The organism is Burkholderia sp. Ac-20392 (genome assembly GCF_017104585.1).
Classification (GTDB): Bacteria; Pseudomonadota; Gammaproteobacteria; order Burkholderiales; family Burkholderiaceae; genus Burkholderia; species Burkholderia lata.
In genome coordinates this window covers 1-14,000 of sequence record NZ_JAAGPB010000006.1, presented here as the reverse complement: position 1 = coordinate 14,000, position 14,000 = coordinate 1, and the positions used below count along the sequence as shown (strand labels likewise).

The following is a 14,000-nucleotide window of genomic DNA, read 5'->3' as shown; positions in this document are numbered from 1 at the left end:
CGGTTTGCCGTACTTTGAAATTTGATCGGGTTTGCCGCAGCGCGCGGCCGGCGGCCGGCGCCGGCCGATTTCAATGTACGGTAAGGCCGCACCGTCGCCGTTGATGCAAGCCGGCGTGCGGTCTTTCAATGGGCTCCTGCGATGCGCAATCATTTCAAAGGAGACACCCAACATGAACCAACCTCTCGACGTGCTCGATGCCGTCGTCGTCGGTGCCGGCTTCGGCGGCCTGTATGCGATCAAGCGGCTCACCGACGCGGGTTTCCGGATCCAGGCATTCGAATCGGGCGACGGCGTCGGCGGCACCTGGTACTGGAATCGCTACCCGGGTGCGCGCGTGGATCTCGAATGCTGGGACTACTCGTATTCGTTTTCCCCGGAGCTGCAGGACGAATGGGACTGGCCGGAGCGCTATCCGACGTCCTCGGAACTGATGCGCTACCTGAACCACGTCGCGGACCGCTTCGATCTGCGCCGGCACGTCCGCTTCAATACGCGGGTCGAATCCGCGGTGTTCGACGAGCAGCGGAATATCTGGCGCGTGACGACGTCGGACGGCAAGGTCACGCATGCGCGTTTCTTCGTACCGGCCACGGGCGTGCTGTCGGTGCCGAAGCCGCCTGAAATCCCGGGGATCGACACGTTCGCCGGCGAAAGCCATCACACGGGCCGCTGGCCGCATCATGAAGTCGACTTCGGCAACAAGCGCGTCGGCGTGATCGGCACGGGTTCGTCGGGCATCCAGGTGATCCAGGCGCTTGCCGGCAAGTGCAAGCACCTGACGGTGTTCCAGCGCACGGCCGTGTACGTGGTGCCGGCGAAGAATCATCCGCTCACGCCCGAGATGCGGGCCCGCGTGCGGGCGACGTATCCGGAGCGGCGTGCGGTGAGCCGTCTCACGCGCTTCGGCATCGCGGTGCCGTTCCCGGTGGAATCGGCGCTCGACGCAACGCCGGAGGAGCGCCAAAAGAAATACGAGAATGCGTGGGAAAACAGCCAGCTGCTCGGTTTTCGCATGTGCTACGGCGACATCCTGTCGAACGAGGCCGCGAACGATACGGTGGCCGAGTTCATTCGCGGCAAGATCCGCGAGACGGTGAAGGACCCGGCGGTGGCGGAGAAGCTGATGCCACGCGGCTTCCCGTTCGGCACGAAACGCCCGTGCCTCGGCGACACGTACTACAGCGTGTACAACCGCGACGACGTGACGCTGGTCGACTTGAAGCAGACGCCGATCGATCGCGTCGTGCCCGAAGGGATCATGACGAGCGAAGGGCTGCACGAACTCGACGTGCTGATCTATGCGACCGGCTACGACGCGCTGACGGGCGCACTCACGCATATCGACGTGCGCGGCGTGAACGGCCGCCCGCTGACCGACAAGTGGGCGAGCGGCGCGAAGACCTATCTCGGCCTGATGACGAGCGGTTTCCCGAACCTGTTCACCGTGACGGGGCCGGGCAGCCCGGGGCCGCTCGCGAACATGTCGATGAGCATCGAGCAGCACATCGACTGGATCGCGCGCTGCATGAGCGACCTGCGCGACGCGGGCGTCGACCGGATCGACGCCGGCCAGCAGGCGGAAGAGGACTGGATGCAGCACGTGCAGGACGTCGTTGCGAAGACCCTCTATCTGAAGGCGAACTCCTGGTACGTCGGCGCGAACGTGCCGGGCAAGCCGCAGGTGTTCCTGCCGTATCTGGGCGGACACGGCAACTACCGCAAGAAGTGCGACGACGTCGCGGCCGCCGGCTATGCGGGCTTCGTGCTGACGCAGGCCGACGATCGCGAAACCGAATCGCAGAACGAAACGATTGGAGATGCAGCATGAGCAACATCAACGGGCGCGTGGCCGGCAAGGTCGCGTTCATCACGGGCGCAGGGGCGGGGATCGGCCGTGCGGCGGCCGAGCTGTTCGCCAGCGAGGGAGCGACGGTCGTCGTGGCCGAATTCGACCCGCAGACCGGGCAGGCGACGGTCGACGCGATTCGCGCGGCGGGCGGCACCGCGACGTTCGTGCGAACCGACGTCACGAGCGAGGACAGCGTGCGCGACGCGATCGCGACCGCGCTTGAATTCGCCGGGCGGATCGACGTGCTGTACAACAACGCGGGCGGCTCGACGTCGGTCGACGCGCAGGTGACGGATTGTCCGGCGGACGAGTTCTGGCGGGCGATCAAGCTCGACCTGTTCGGCACGTGGATCACGTGCAAGTACGGGATCGCGGCGATGCTGAAGACCGGCGGCGGTTCGGTCATCAACAGCAGCTCGGTGTTCGCGCTGGTCGGCACGCGCGGCAAGGACGCGTACACGGCTGCGAAGGGCGGCATCTCGGCGATCACGCGCTCGATGGCGGTCGAGTACGCGCCGCATCGCATTCGCGTGAACGCGGTGGCGCCGGCCGTGACGGTCACGGCCCGCGTGGCCGGGCTGCTCCAGTCGCAGCCCGACGTGATCAACAAGACCGGCGAGCGCCAGCTGCTGGGCCTGATCGACCCGAAGGAGGTCGCGCTGACGGCGCTGTACCTGGCCTCCGACGAATCGCGCACGACCACCGGGCAGATCTTCCCGATCGACGGCGGATTCTCGATCTCGTGATGACGGAGAGCGCCCCGAGGGCGCTCGATCGCACGACAGGAAGGGGCGCGGAAATCGCCGCGTTCGTGAGCCGGAACGCGGGCGATTCCCGTGGCGCCGGCGCGGGATCGACGGCTCAGCGCCCGTGCCCGTCCGCGCCCGATACACGGAGCGACTGTAACCCCGTCGCGGCCTCGAACCCGGCGATGCCGCTGCGCGCGTTCGCGTCGGCTGCAAGACGCCTTTCCCGCTCGCTGGCATGCACGCGATCCCATGCGAGCACCTTGGGCGTCATCAGCCGGTGCCAGAGCGGCGGAATCATCGCGACGACGATGGTCGTCAGATAGCCGCCGATCATCATCGGCGCATCGCGAAACGGTTCGAGCGCGTGATAGGGCACTTCGCCCTGCGCATGATGATGCGAATGGCGCGTCAGGTTGAACATCGACCACGAGCTGATGCGCCGGTTCGTATTCCACGAATGACGCGGCTGGACCGGCGTCGCCGGATCGCGAACGATGCCGTAGTGCTCCATGTAGTTGACGATTTCAAGCAGCGCCTTGCCCCACAGCGCGCAAAGCGTGAAGTACGCGGCCGTCCGCCAGCCGCCGGCGCTCCAGGCGCAGGCGATCAGCAGCACGCTCATCAGGTGGCCGCGAATGACCGCGTTGAACGGCGTGAGCAGCCCGTGCCCGGCGCGCTTCAGGCGCTTGCCTTCGATTTTCCACGCGCTGATGTTGCCTTTGACCGTCGATGCGAGCACATGAAAATACACGTTGCGGCCGCGCGGCGCCGTGGCGGGATCTTCCGTCGTGGATACATAGCGGTGATGCCCGTACACGTGCTCGATCGAGAAAATCGTATCGAAGCTGAACGCCAGCAGCCAGCGGCCGATGAACATCGAGATCGGGTCCCACGTGCGATGCGTCAGCTCGTGCGCGGGAATGGTGCCGATCATGCCGATCATCAGTCCGGTCAACAGCATGCCGGACACGCGATGGCCCCAGCCGTCCGCCGCGCGCGCCGCCAGCGCATCGTATCCGGTCGCGCGTTCGATCAGCGCGCCGAAGCCGAGCGGGTCGGACGCGCTGACCGACCAGACCGACGCGAAGACGATCAGCGCCAGCAGTGGCAGGGCCATCCACAGTTGAACCGTCAGGATGCCGGGATGGCGCAGGGTCGGCGTCGACGTATCGTCACCGCAGATCGCGTCGCCGACGATGTAGAACGCGACGAGTGTGACGAAACAGACGGTGATCCACGGGCCGCCCGCGACGAACGCGACGATCGACGCGATGCCGATCACGTGGAACAGAAAGTATTTCAGGTAATGGAACATCTCGGTGTCTCCTCCTCCATGCCGATATGGGAAAGTCAGGCGATTGCCTGCATGTCGTGCTGCGTGGTGAAGCGGTCCGCGTGAATCCGCGAGCGGGAGAGGCCGCGCGCGACCAGGACGTCGGTCGCCGCGTCGATCATGCGGGGCGGCCCGCACAGGTACGCGTGCGTCTGCGCCGGCAGGTCGGCCGCGATGGCGTCGGTCACCATCCCGCGCGAGCCGCGCCACGACGAATCGGCCGGCTCGTCGGACAGGATCGGTTGAAAATCGAAGCGGCCCGCCCAGCGGGCGGAGAGGTCGTGAATCGTGTCGAGCGCATACAGGTCGTGCTGCGCGCGTGCGCCGAACAGCAGCGTGACCGCGCGCGTCGTGCGTGCCGCGACGCCGTCTTCGAGCATCGCGAGAATCGGCGCGAGCCCGCTGCCGCCTGCGATCAGGATCAGCGGCGTCTCGGCCGGGCGCATCCAGAAATCGCCGAGCGGGCCTTCGACGCTCACGGTTCGGCCGACGAGATCGTGCGCATGAACGTGGCCCGAGAACACGCCGCCGGGCACCTTGCGGACGAGGAAATTCACTTGCGCATTCGGCCGCACGCGGGTCGCGAACGAGTAATGGCGCGCCTCGCCGGGCAGCGACGCGATCGACAGCTGCGCGTACTGGCCGGCCTTGTACGGCAGCGATTCGTCGAGTTGCACGCACAGGCGGACGATGTCGTGGGTCAGCCGGTCCTGGCCGATCACGCGGCCGTCGATCTTTCGTCGCGCGGCCTGCCGGCTCGTGTCGACGGCGATCGTCACGTCCGTTTGCGGGATGCTCTGGCACGCGAGGATGAAACCCTGGTCGAGATCGTTGTCGGACAGGATGTAGCCGGTCTGCGTCAGCTCCTTCACGCGCCCGTCGACGAGCTTGCACTTGCAGGTCGCGCAGCCACCGACGCGGCAGCTGTGCGGGAAGTCGATGCCGTGGCGCAGCGCTGCCTGCAACAGCGTTTCCGCCGGTTCGACCGTGATGGCGCGATCGTTGATGACGGCCTTCACAGTCTTGGTTTTTGTCAGGAATCGGAACATGTTCTCCCCATGCGGCCATAGCGATTGATGTGGCTTCATCGTAGGGAGCCGGCCGGCGTTACGGGAGTGCGCGAATTGACATCGATGGCGCATTTATTGTCAATTGATGTCCGTCGCTCACCCGGGAAACCCGACATGTCCGAGACGGACTTTTTTCTTCAACCGCAGTACGCGATCCAGATCGCCGATCAACTGGTCCGCATGGGCGGGCGTCCGCCCGACTGGTTCGTGCAACTGCAGCATCCGGGGCCGAACGGCGAGCTGACGATCCGGGATTTTTCGTTCGACGCGTTCAAGCGGCTGGTCGGCGATGCGCTCGACGCAACCGGCGAGCCGGCATTCGGGCTGCTGGTCGGTGAACGCCTGCGCGTCGGCAGTCACGGGATACTGGGCTACGCGGTCGCCAACAGCGTGACGGCGCGGCAGGCGCTGGAACTGATCGAGCGGTTCGTGCAGGTGCGCACGTCGCTCGTTTCCGCGAAGCTCGAGATCGTGGGCGAACATGCGCGGCTCGCGTTCGTCGAACGTCATCCGCTGGGCGACATCCGGCAGCCGGTGATGGAGGCGATCGTGCTGACGATCAAGAATCTGCTCGACTACATCACGCGCGGCACGAGCCGCACATCGTTCGTGGCGTTCCCGTTCGACGTGCCCGGCCATGCGGCGCTGGCGGGCGAACTGTTCGGTTGCGACGTGCGTTACGGCGTCGACTGGGCAGGCATGGCGTTTCCGGTGGCGGAACTCGACCGGCCGCTCGGCACCAGCAACCCGCACGCGTTGACGGAGGCGGTGCGCATCTGCCAGGACGAACTCGCGAACCAGAACCGGCAGCAGGCTTTTTCATCCAGGATCCGCCGGTTGATGTTCGACAAGGTCGGCGATTTCCCGACGCAGCGTTCGACCGCGCAATTGCTGAACGTCACGCCGCGCACGATGCATCGGCGGCTGGCCGACGAAGGCACGTCGTACCGCGAGATACTGGAAAGCGTGCGCCACAAGCTCGCGATCGAGAGCGTGAAGGCGGGCAAGCTCAGCCTGCAGGAAATCGCGTTTCTGCTCGGCTATGACAGCCTCGGCAATTTCCGGCGCGCGTTCAGGCGCTGGGAGGGCATGTCGCCGTCGGAATATCGTCAGTCGATGTAGCGGTGGCTTGGCGGCTGCTTCGGCGCGCAGGCCGGGGCGCGATGGCCTGTGCAAGCTCGATGACTTGCCGGCGCAACCACCCGTACGCCGGATCGTCGTGCGTGCGCTCGTGCCGGAGCATCGTCAACGCGAAAGGGCGACGTCGAAGGTCACCGCACCGGCGCGGCCGCGGCCAGCAGGCCGCGCAGGAACACCATGATCATGTGCCCGATCGGCACTTCGGACAGGATCGACTGCTGCAGCGACAGGCCCTGCGAGAGCCCCATGAACGAAATGGCCAGGACGGACGGCGGTTCGGGCGGCACCTTCTTCAGCCGCGCGAAAATCTGTTCGATGCAATGGGCGAGGCCATCGCGGTGGGCGTCCAGCAACGCCTGCGACGCGACGGCAAAAGCGGGGTTGCGCCGCCCCAGAAGCTTGAACTCGACACCCAGCACCGACCACTCGGGCTCGGCATCGACGGTCCGCGACCAGACCTCCAGCGCATTCAGTATGTCCTCCCCGGACGCGGACGGGTCGCTCAGCGCCCGGGCGATGTCGGCCACCTGCGTCGTCGAACGCTCCCGCATCAGTTCGACGAACAGCGCCTCCTTGCTCGCGAAGTTCGAATAGAACGCTCCCTGCGTATAGCCGGCCTCGGCCGCGATATCCCTGAGCGACGTGCCGCCGAACCCGCGGTCGACGAACAGCCGCTTCGCCGCGGCAAGCAAATGGGCGCGGGTCTGCAATTGGCTTGCTTCGCGGGTCAGCCGCGGGGGAAGGGGGGCCATGTTCATGGCAGGCAGGATATCAGTTGATATTTAAGATAGATACCATTACGATCCCATTTCAAATATCACTCGATATTTGAAATGCAGGGCGCGATTGTGTTGCTGAACGTTCGCAACGGGGATCCCCGGGGCGGACGATCGGGCGACGCGGGGGCGCGCACTGTGTGCCGGTGCGTGGTGGCGTGTCGTTGCCCTCGTGTCGCGTGCTTCGATGCGCCGACGCGAGCCGCTTGCCGATCCAGCGAATGCCGTCGTCACCGGGCGTCGTGAAACAGTCAGTTAGTCATGCGAATCATGCCGGTTCGCATGCGGACGCGGGGCAGGATGCAGAAGATGAGCGCGAGCAAGACCTATGCACAGCTCGTAGTCGAGCTGGCCGAACTGGACGAGGAAATCGAGCGCGCACGCGCGCGCGAACGCGTCGATGCGATCGAGGCGGTTCACTCGCTGATGGATACCTACGCGATCAAGCATCGCGACCTGGTCGGCCGCAACGGCAGTCGAGGTTCGTACGTCGTGAAGGTGCTGCCGGCGCGCTATCGCGATCCGGCGAGCGGGAAGGAGTGGAGCGGGCGCGGCAATGCGCCGCTCTGGATCCGGGGCAAGGATCGTCGTCAGTTCGTCGTCGTCAAGCCGCCGTCCACCGGCAAGAAAACCAGGACCCGCTGACCGCGTGCGCCGGGCTACGGCGACAGCGGCTTCGCCGGTCCCTGGCCGGGCGGCGTGAGCACCACGAGCAGCGTCGCGCCTTCGGGCGACGGCGCCACGTACGCATGCGGTCGATGCGACGAGAACAGCGCGCTTTCACCGGCGTGCAACCGCGTCGGCTCGCCGTGCTCGAAGTGCAGCTCCAGCTCGCCCGACAGCACGTAGCAGAACTCGTCGCCCTCGTGGCCGGCGAGCCCGCCGGCTTCGTCCACCGTGCGCGCGTCGACCTGCATGCGCAGCGTGATCATCCCGGCCGAGCTGTCGCGATGCAGCAGCGCATATTCGTACGGGATGTTCGCGATGCGCGTCGTGACGATGTCTTCCGCGTGGCACACGCTCAGCGCGTTGCGATGACGCGGCTGGTTGGTCAGCACGTCGCGCCAGTCGAAGCCCATGCCTTCGATGATCCGGTGCAGCACGCCGAAGGTCGGCGACATCTTGTTCGTCTCGATGCGCGAGAACGTTGCCGCGGGCACGCCCGTGAGCTGGCTGGCCTCGTTCAGCGTGAGGTCGCGCGACTGGCGCAGCGCGCGCAGCCGCTGTCCGATCTGGTCGGCGGGCACCTGAAGATGCTCGCGGCGCCGCGGCTTGAGCGGCAGCGCCGAAAGAATCGACGTGACGCGGGTTTTCTTGCTCATGATCGTCCGCCGGGGAGAATGTTTTTACCGATACGTAATGAAAATATACCGCATCGGTGCGAAGCCGGGCGATGGATTGCATGGCGCTTGTCGTCGACGGATATCGAGGCGTACACTTCCCGGGCGTCGACACGACGAGAACGGGGCATCCACGATGCCTCGTTTTTTCGGCCCTTGAATTTACGGATATGTAAATTCAAGGGCAGGGTACGACGCATCTCGTCCCGGCCGTCGGCACGCGGTGCCCCGTAGACGAAGGATGCAAGGGATGCCGCGCGCGTCCACGGCCAGAAATTTACGTATCGGTAATTTCGGAGAGAATGACCATGAGTCTGCAAGACGATCGGATGAACGGCGCGTATCGCGCGGAAGGCTGGGTGCAATGGCCCGGCGAGCCGGAGTTGAGTTTCCAGTTCGCGCGCACGCTCGGCGGCGCGCAGGAAGGCGCGAGCCTGATCAGCGAGTGCTTTCGCGCGGCGTCGCGGATGACGCCCGGCGATACCGAGAGCTGGTACCGCGAATGGCAGGTGCTTGCGAAAGCCAGCGAGCAGCGTGCGCTCGACGCGTACGAGCGCGGCTTCCTGCGTACCGCGAGCAGCAACTGGTTGCGCGCGGCCAACTACTACCGGTCGTCCGAGTTCTACCTCGCGCATGACGATGCGCGCCGGCGCGACAGCTTCGACAGCGTCGAACGCTGCTCGCATCGTTATCTCGAAGGGTTGACGCCGGCCGGCGAGGTCGTGCGCATCCCGTACGAGGGCGGCGCGCACCTCGACGCGTATTTCATCCCGTGCGCGGGCGGCGACGTGCGGTCGCCGGCGGTGATCGCGTTCGGCGGCCTCGACGAGTACAAGGACGAGCTGCTCCACGAGATGCCCAAGCACGCGCTCACGCGCGGCATGTCGCTGCTGCTGGTCGACCTGCCGGGGCAGGGCGGGACGCTGCGCCGGCAGGGGATCGTCAACCGCCCGGATACCGAAGTGCCGGTCGGTGCGTGCGTCGACTACCTGCTCACGCGCCGTGACGTCGATCCCGGCCGGATCGCGCTGTACGGCGCGAGCGTCGGCGGCGTCTACGCGGCGCGCGCGGCGTCGTTCGAAAAGCGCATCGTCGCGGTGGTGTCGGATTCGGTGATGTTCGACATGGCGTCGCTGTTCGCGAGCTGGCTCGATACGCCGGAGCGGCTCATCTGGCGCCACCTGAAATGGGTGTTCGGCTGCGCGACGCCGCAGGAAGTCGTCGACAAGGCGCGGGATTTCCGCCTCCAGGGCGTGATCGACCGGATTCCGGTGCCGTACCTGGTGCTGCAGGGCACGGAAGACTGGCTCGGGCTGAAGACGGCGACCGATACCTACGACTACGCGAAGGCGCATGGCGTCGACGCGACGCTCAGGTTGTTCGATCCGGATGAAACGGGCGCCGCGCACTGCCAGGTCGACAATCCGACGCTCGGCCAGGAATTCATCTGCGACTGGCTGGCGGCGCGGCTGGGCGTCGACCAGCGTGCGGTGCGGCAGCGTAGGCCGGCATTGGCGTGAGTTGAGCGCGGGCGCGCATCGATCTTCGGGAGACATCGTTCGCCGTGATGGCGCAGGTGACGTCTCCCGTGCGGCGCGCGCTTATCCGCGACCGACGAACGGCATGGCCGTCGCCATGATCGTCATGTTCAGGATGTTCGTGTCCAGCGGCAGGTTCGCCATCTGGACGATCGCGTTCGCGACATGCGTGACGTCCATGCGCGCCTCGGGTGCGAGGCTGCCGTCGGCCTGCGGGACGCCTTGCGTCATCCGGTCCGTGAGCGACGTTGCCGCGTTGCCGATGTCGATCTGGCTGCATGCGATGTTGTACCGGCGGCCGTCGAGCGCCAGCGATTTGGTGATCCCGGTCACCGCATGCTTGGTGGCCGTGTACGCGATCGTGTCGGGGCGCGGCGCATGTGCCGAGATCGAGCCGTTGTTGATGATCCGGCCGCCCTGCGGCGTTTGCGTTTTCATCAGGCGCCACGCGGCCCGCGCACACAGGAACACGCCGGTCAGGTTCGTCGCGACGACGCTGTTCCACACGTCGAATTCGTATTCGTCGAGCGAAACCGGCGGCGCGTTGCGGCCGGCATTGTTGAACAGCACGTCGAGCCGGCCGAACTGCTGCGCGATTTGGGCGAACGCGTGGTCGACCGATGCTTCGTCGGTGACGTCTGCAGGAAACACGTGCGCGTCGCCGCCGGCGGTGCGGATCGCATCCTGCGTGTCGCGCAACGATTCCTCGGTGCGTCCGAGCAGCGCGACGGTGAAACCGGCCTCAGCGAGCGCGATGGCCGCTGCACGACCGATGCCGGAGCCGGCGCCCGTGACGGCTGCGAATTTCTTCGAGACAGACATGGCTTGATTTCCTGCTGGTTGAAAGAGGGGCGAGGTGGCCGATGACCGCGATCATCGCCACTTCGGCAATGTAATTGAAATGCGCGGCGCGCATGTTCGAGCGACATCGTAAAGCCGGCGCGATGGCCGTGGCTATTTCTTCCGGCCCGGTACGGCCTTCCGCGCCCGCGTGCCCGTTTCCGCGAACAGATCGACCACCACGTCGCGCAGCCACTTGTTCCCCTCGTCCTGGTTGACCCGCGTATGCCAGAGCATGTGAATCGGCGCGCCCGGCACCGTGACGGGCAACGCGCGCCAGCCCAGCGAGAACGGTGCGGCGAGCTGCTGCGCGAGATGCTCGGGCACCGTCGCGATCAGGTCGGTGCGCTGCAGGATGTAGCCCACGCTCATGAAATGCGGCACCGTGAGCCGCACCTGGCGCGCCACGCGGCGGCGCTTCAGCCATTCGTCCACCTGCCCGTGACCGGTGCCGGCCGACACCACGACCAGATGCTCGGCATCGCGCCACGTGTCGACCGTCAGCGGCGCGTCCTCGAGCGGATGCCCGCGCCGGAACAGGCACACGTAGCGCTGATCGAACAGCCGGCGCTGATAGAAGCCGCCCTTGAGCTGCGGCAGCAGGCCGATCGCGAGATCGACGCGGCCGTCGGCCATTTCGTCGCCGAGGTTGACGCTCGTGTCGCGCACGGTATTGAGCGCAATGCCCGGCGCCGCTTGCGACAGGTGTTCGAGCAGCGCGGGCAGGAACACGACTTCGCCGATGTCGGTCATGCCGATCGTCAACGTGCGCGTGGCGCGCAGCGGATCGAAACCGGTCTCGGGGTTCAGCGCGGCGTGCAGTGTCGCGAGCGCGTGCGACACGGGTTCCGCGAGGCGCAGCGCGAACGGTGTCGGCACCACGCCGCCCGGCCCGCGCACGAACAGCGGATCGCCGAGCCGGCGGCGCAGCTTCGCGAGCGCATTGCTCACGCCCGGCTGGCTCATGTTCATCTGTTCGGCGACGCTCGACACGCGCCGTTCCTGCATCAGCCGCTGGAACAGCAGCAGCAGGTTGAGGTCGATATCGCTCAGTTCCATGGGTTTTGCCTTGCCGGGTTCATTGCTGCCAGTGATGAAGCAGATTCTGGTCATTTTATTGCGGGATGAAAGTCCGCTCCCGAGAATACCGATACGGCCCATGCAATCGACATGACCGCTGCGCACGCCGCAGACCCCACATCGGAATATCGGAGACACCTTCATCATGCAGACGAACCTGAAGATTGCGATCGTCGGCGCCGGGATCGGCGGCCTGACGCTCGCGCTCGCCCTGCGCGAGCACGGCATCGACGCGCAGCTCTACGAACAGACGGAGGTGTTGCGCGAAGTCGGCGCGGCCGTCGCGCTGTCGGCCAATGCGACGCGCTTCTACGAACGCATGGGATTGCGGGCGGCCTTCGACGCGGTGTGCGCGGACATCCCGGGGCTCGTCTATCGTGACGGCCGCAGCGGCGCGGTGATCGGCCATCATCGCGGCGATCCCGACTATCGCCGGCAATTCGGCGGCGCGTACTGGGGCGTGCATCGCGCGGACCTGCAGGCCGTGCTGTCCAGGGCCGTCGGCCTCGACGCCATCCATCTCGGCCATCGGCTGACCGATCTCGCGCAGCATCCCGATCGCGTCACGCTGTCGTTCGACAACGGTGTGCGCGTCGACGCCGATCTCGTGATCGGCGCGGACGGCGCGCGCTCGATCACGCGGCGCTGGATGCTCGGCTACGACGATGCACTGTATTCGGGATGTTCGGGGTTTCGCGGCGTGGTGCCGGCCGCGCGGCTGAGCCTGTTGCCCGATCCTGAAACGCTGCAGTACTGGATCGGGCCGCACGGGCACCTGCTGCACTATCCGATCGGCGACGACGGCGACCAGAATTTCCTGCTGGTCGAGCGTCATCCGTCACCGTGGCCGTCGCGCGACTGGGTGATGCCGTCGGAAGAGGGCGAGCAACTGCGCGTGTTCAGGGACTGGCATCCGGCGGTGGTGCAGATGATCACGGCTGTGCCGATCAGCCAGCGCTGGGGACTGTTCCATCGGCCGCCGCTCGGCCGTTGGAGCCGCGGGCGCGTGACGCTGATCGGCGACGCCGCGCATGCGCTGGTGCCGCACCACGGGCAGGGCGCGAACCAGTCGATCGAGGATGCGGTGGTGCTGGCCGCGCAACTGGTGCAGGCCGGGCCGGGCAACTGGCGCGAAGCGCAGGAAGCGTACGAGCGGCTGCGTCGTGGCCGCACGCGCAAGGTGCAGTACGCGTCGATCTCCGTGGCCGACGTGCTGCACCTGCCCGACGGGCCGGCCGCGCAGGGGCGCAATGCGCGTCTGGCCGAGCGCGACAGCGTGTTGCATCACCTGGACTGGATTCACGATTTCGATGCGCTGGCCGGGGAGCCGAGCGAGCGGCAGGGTGGCACGTGGCTTTGAGCGCTCAGTCTCGAGCACGTCATCCCGGCGCGACAGGTGTGCCGGGATGGCGGGCGCAGGGCATGAGACTGATCGAGAGATGACGGCTCGCTGGTCACCGGCCGGTTTGACGAACAAAATGGGCGGGGCAGTGCCCGCCCACCGTCACTTCACGCATTCGAGCGCGTACTTCAACCCCTGCCCGAGCAGCCCGCGCCATACGTCCCACGTATGCCCGCCGTCGACGATGCGCAGCTCGGCCGGGTTCTGCGCGCGGCGCAGGTGCGTGTACAGCACGCTCGATTCGGCCTGGATGGTCAGGTCGTCGTCGCCGGCTGCGATGAACATCGGGATTCGCCAGCTGCGCGCGAAATAGCCGCGCATCAGCGCCGGGTAGTTGAGCTCGTGCCACACGCGCGAGTCGAACTGCCGGTCGCCGAACACGCCGACGTAGCGCGCGGCGGAATTGAGCGGCGGCTCGTTCGCATAGATCGCGGGGCTCAGCAGCATTGCGCCGCAGAACAGCCCGGGTTCGAGCAGCGAGAAGCGCAGCGCGCCGAAGCCGCCCATCGACACGCCGCCGATCGCGCGGCCGGCACGCTGGTTCGACACCGCGAAGTGCGCTTCGACTTCGGGCAGCAGGTCGTTGAGGAACGCGCTCTGCATCTTCTCCTTGCGGTCGACGTACCAGTCGGTGCCGCCCTGCGGCATCACGATCACGACCGGCGGAATCTCGCGGCGCTCGATCAGCGTGTCGGCGGTGGCCTGCAGCCGGCCCTGCGTGACCCAGTCGTTCGCGTTGCCGGCGTTGCCGTGCAGCAGGTACATCACCGGGTAGCGCGCGCCTTCCGGGTTGTAGCCGGGCGGCAGGTAGACCGTGTACGACCAGTCGCGCTTCAGCGACGCCGACCGGAACGTGCGCAGCACGACGCTGCTGCCCGGA

The 14,000-nt window shown here is 66.6% G+C and carries 13 protein-coding genes; 6 read left to right on the top strand and 7 right to left on the bottom strand.

The genetic code is table 11. The annotated features are described in order from the left end of the window. Positions 1-172: 172 nt before the first annotated feature. Together G3N99_RS01550 and G3N99_RS01545 are read left to right on the top strand one after the other, a co-directional pair. Entirely contained in the window at positions 173-1,831 is a 1,659-nt protein-coding gene (locus G3N99_RS01550) for an NAD(P)/FAD-dependent oxidoreductase (RefSeq protein WP_206121442.1), read from the top strand. Continuing rightward, a complete protein-coding gene (locus G3N99_RS01545; RefSeq protein ID WP_206121441.1) occupies positions 1,828-2,598 on the top strand; it encodes an SDR family oxidoreductase in 771 nt (256 codons plus the stop codon). The genes G3N99_RS01550 and G3N99_RS01545 overlap by 4 nt, the downstream gene beginning before the upstream one ends. Positions 2,599-2,713: 115 nt before the next feature. On the opposite strand, the gene G3N99_RS01540 is transcribed toward G3N99_RS01545, so the two are convergent. Continuing rightward, on the bottom strand, positions 2,714-3,916 hold the full coding sequence (locus G3N99_RS01540) for an alkane 1-monooxygenase (protein ID WP_206121440.1): 1,203 nt from the start codon (positions 3,914-3,916) through the stop codon (positions 2,714-2,716). Between the two features lie 35 nt (positions 3,917-3,951). Further along, positions 3,952-4,983, bottom strand: coding sequence for a 2Fe-2S iron-sulfur cluster-binding protein (locus tag G3N99_RS01535; protein ID WP_206121439.1), 1,032 nt, complete (start codon positions 4,981-4,983; stop codon positions 3,952-3,954). 135 nt (positions 4,984-5,118) lie between these two features. On the opposite strand from G3N99_RS01535, the gene G3N99_RS01530 reads away from it, so the two are divergent. Then, positions 5,119-6,126, top strand: a complete 1,008-nt coding sequence (locus G3N99_RS01530; protein ID WP_206121438.1) for an AraC family transcriptional regulator — start codon at positions 5,119-5,121, stop codon at positions 6,124-6,126. A 149-nt stretch (positions 6,127-6,275) separates the two neighbouring features. Here the strand turns inward: G3N99_RS01530 and G3N99_RS01525 are convergent, their stop codons facing one another. Beyond that, on the bottom strand, positions 6,276-6,902 hold the full coding sequence (locus G3N99_RS01525) for a TetR/AcrR family transcriptional regulator (RefSeq protein WP_206121437.1): 627 nt from the start codon (positions 6,900-6,902) through the stop codon (positions 6,276-6,278). 327 nt (positions 6,903-7,229) lie between these two features. Here G3N99_RS01525 and G3N99_RS01520 point away from each other — a divergent pair, with 327 nt between their 5' ends. After that, on the top strand, positions 7,230-7,565 hold the full coding sequence (locus tag G3N99_RS01520; protein WP_241011405.1) for an H-NS histone family protein: 336 nt from the start codon (positions 7,230-7,232) through the stop codon (positions 7,563-7,565). A 14-nt stretch (positions 7,566-7,579) separates the two neighbouring features. On the opposite strand, the gene G3N99_RS01515 is transcribed toward G3N99_RS01520, so the two are convergent. Beyond that, positions 7,580-8,242 carry an XRE family transcriptional regulator gene (locus G3N99_RS01515; protein ID WP_206121436.1) on the bottom strand — a complete coding sequence of 221 codons (663 nt, stop codon included), beginning with the start codon at positions 8,240-8,242 and terminating at the stop codon, positions 7,580-7,582. 326 nt (positions 8,243-8,568) lie between these two features. Between G3N99_RS01515 and G3N99_RS01510 the strand changes: the two genes are divergently transcribed. Continuing rightward, a complete protein-coding gene (locus tag G3N99_RS01510; RefSeq protein WP_174937553.1) occupies positions 8,569-9,780 on the top strand; it encodes an alpha/beta fold hydrolase in 1,212 nt (403 codons plus the stop codon). An 81-nt stretch (positions 9,781-9,861) separates the two neighbouring features. Here G3N99_RS01510 and G3N99_RS01505 read toward each other — a convergent pair whose 3' ends face one another. Further along, on the bottom strand, positions 9,862-10,620 hold the full coding sequence (locus G3N99_RS01505; RefSeq protein ID WP_174937551.1) for an SDR family oxidoreductase: 759 nt from the start codon (positions 10,618-10,620) through the stop codon (positions 9,862-9,864). A 132-nt stretch (positions 10,621-10,752) separates the two neighbouring features. After that, on the bottom strand, positions 10,753-11,697 hold the full coding sequence (locus G3N99_RS01500) for a LysR family transcriptional regulator (protein ID WP_206121435.1): 945 nt from the start codon (positions 11,695-11,697) through the stop codon (positions 10,753-10,755). Between the two features lie 166 nt (positions 11,698-11,863). On the opposite strand from G3N99_RS01500, the gene G3N99_RS01495 reads away from it, so the two are divergent. Next, positions 11,864-13,078, top strand: a complete 1,215-nt coding sequence (locus tag G3N99_RS01495) for an FAD-dependent monooxygenase (RefSeq protein ID WP_206121434.1) — start codon at positions 11,864-11,866, stop codon at positions 13,076-13,078. 144 nt (positions 13,079-13,222) lie between these two features. Here G3N99_RS01495 and G3N99_RS01490 read toward each other — a convergent pair. Further along, positions 13,223-14,000: alpha/beta hydrolase-fold protein (locus G3N99_RS01490; RefSeq protein ID WP_241011404.1), on the bottom strand; the 778-nt coding region annotated here is incomplete at its 5' end.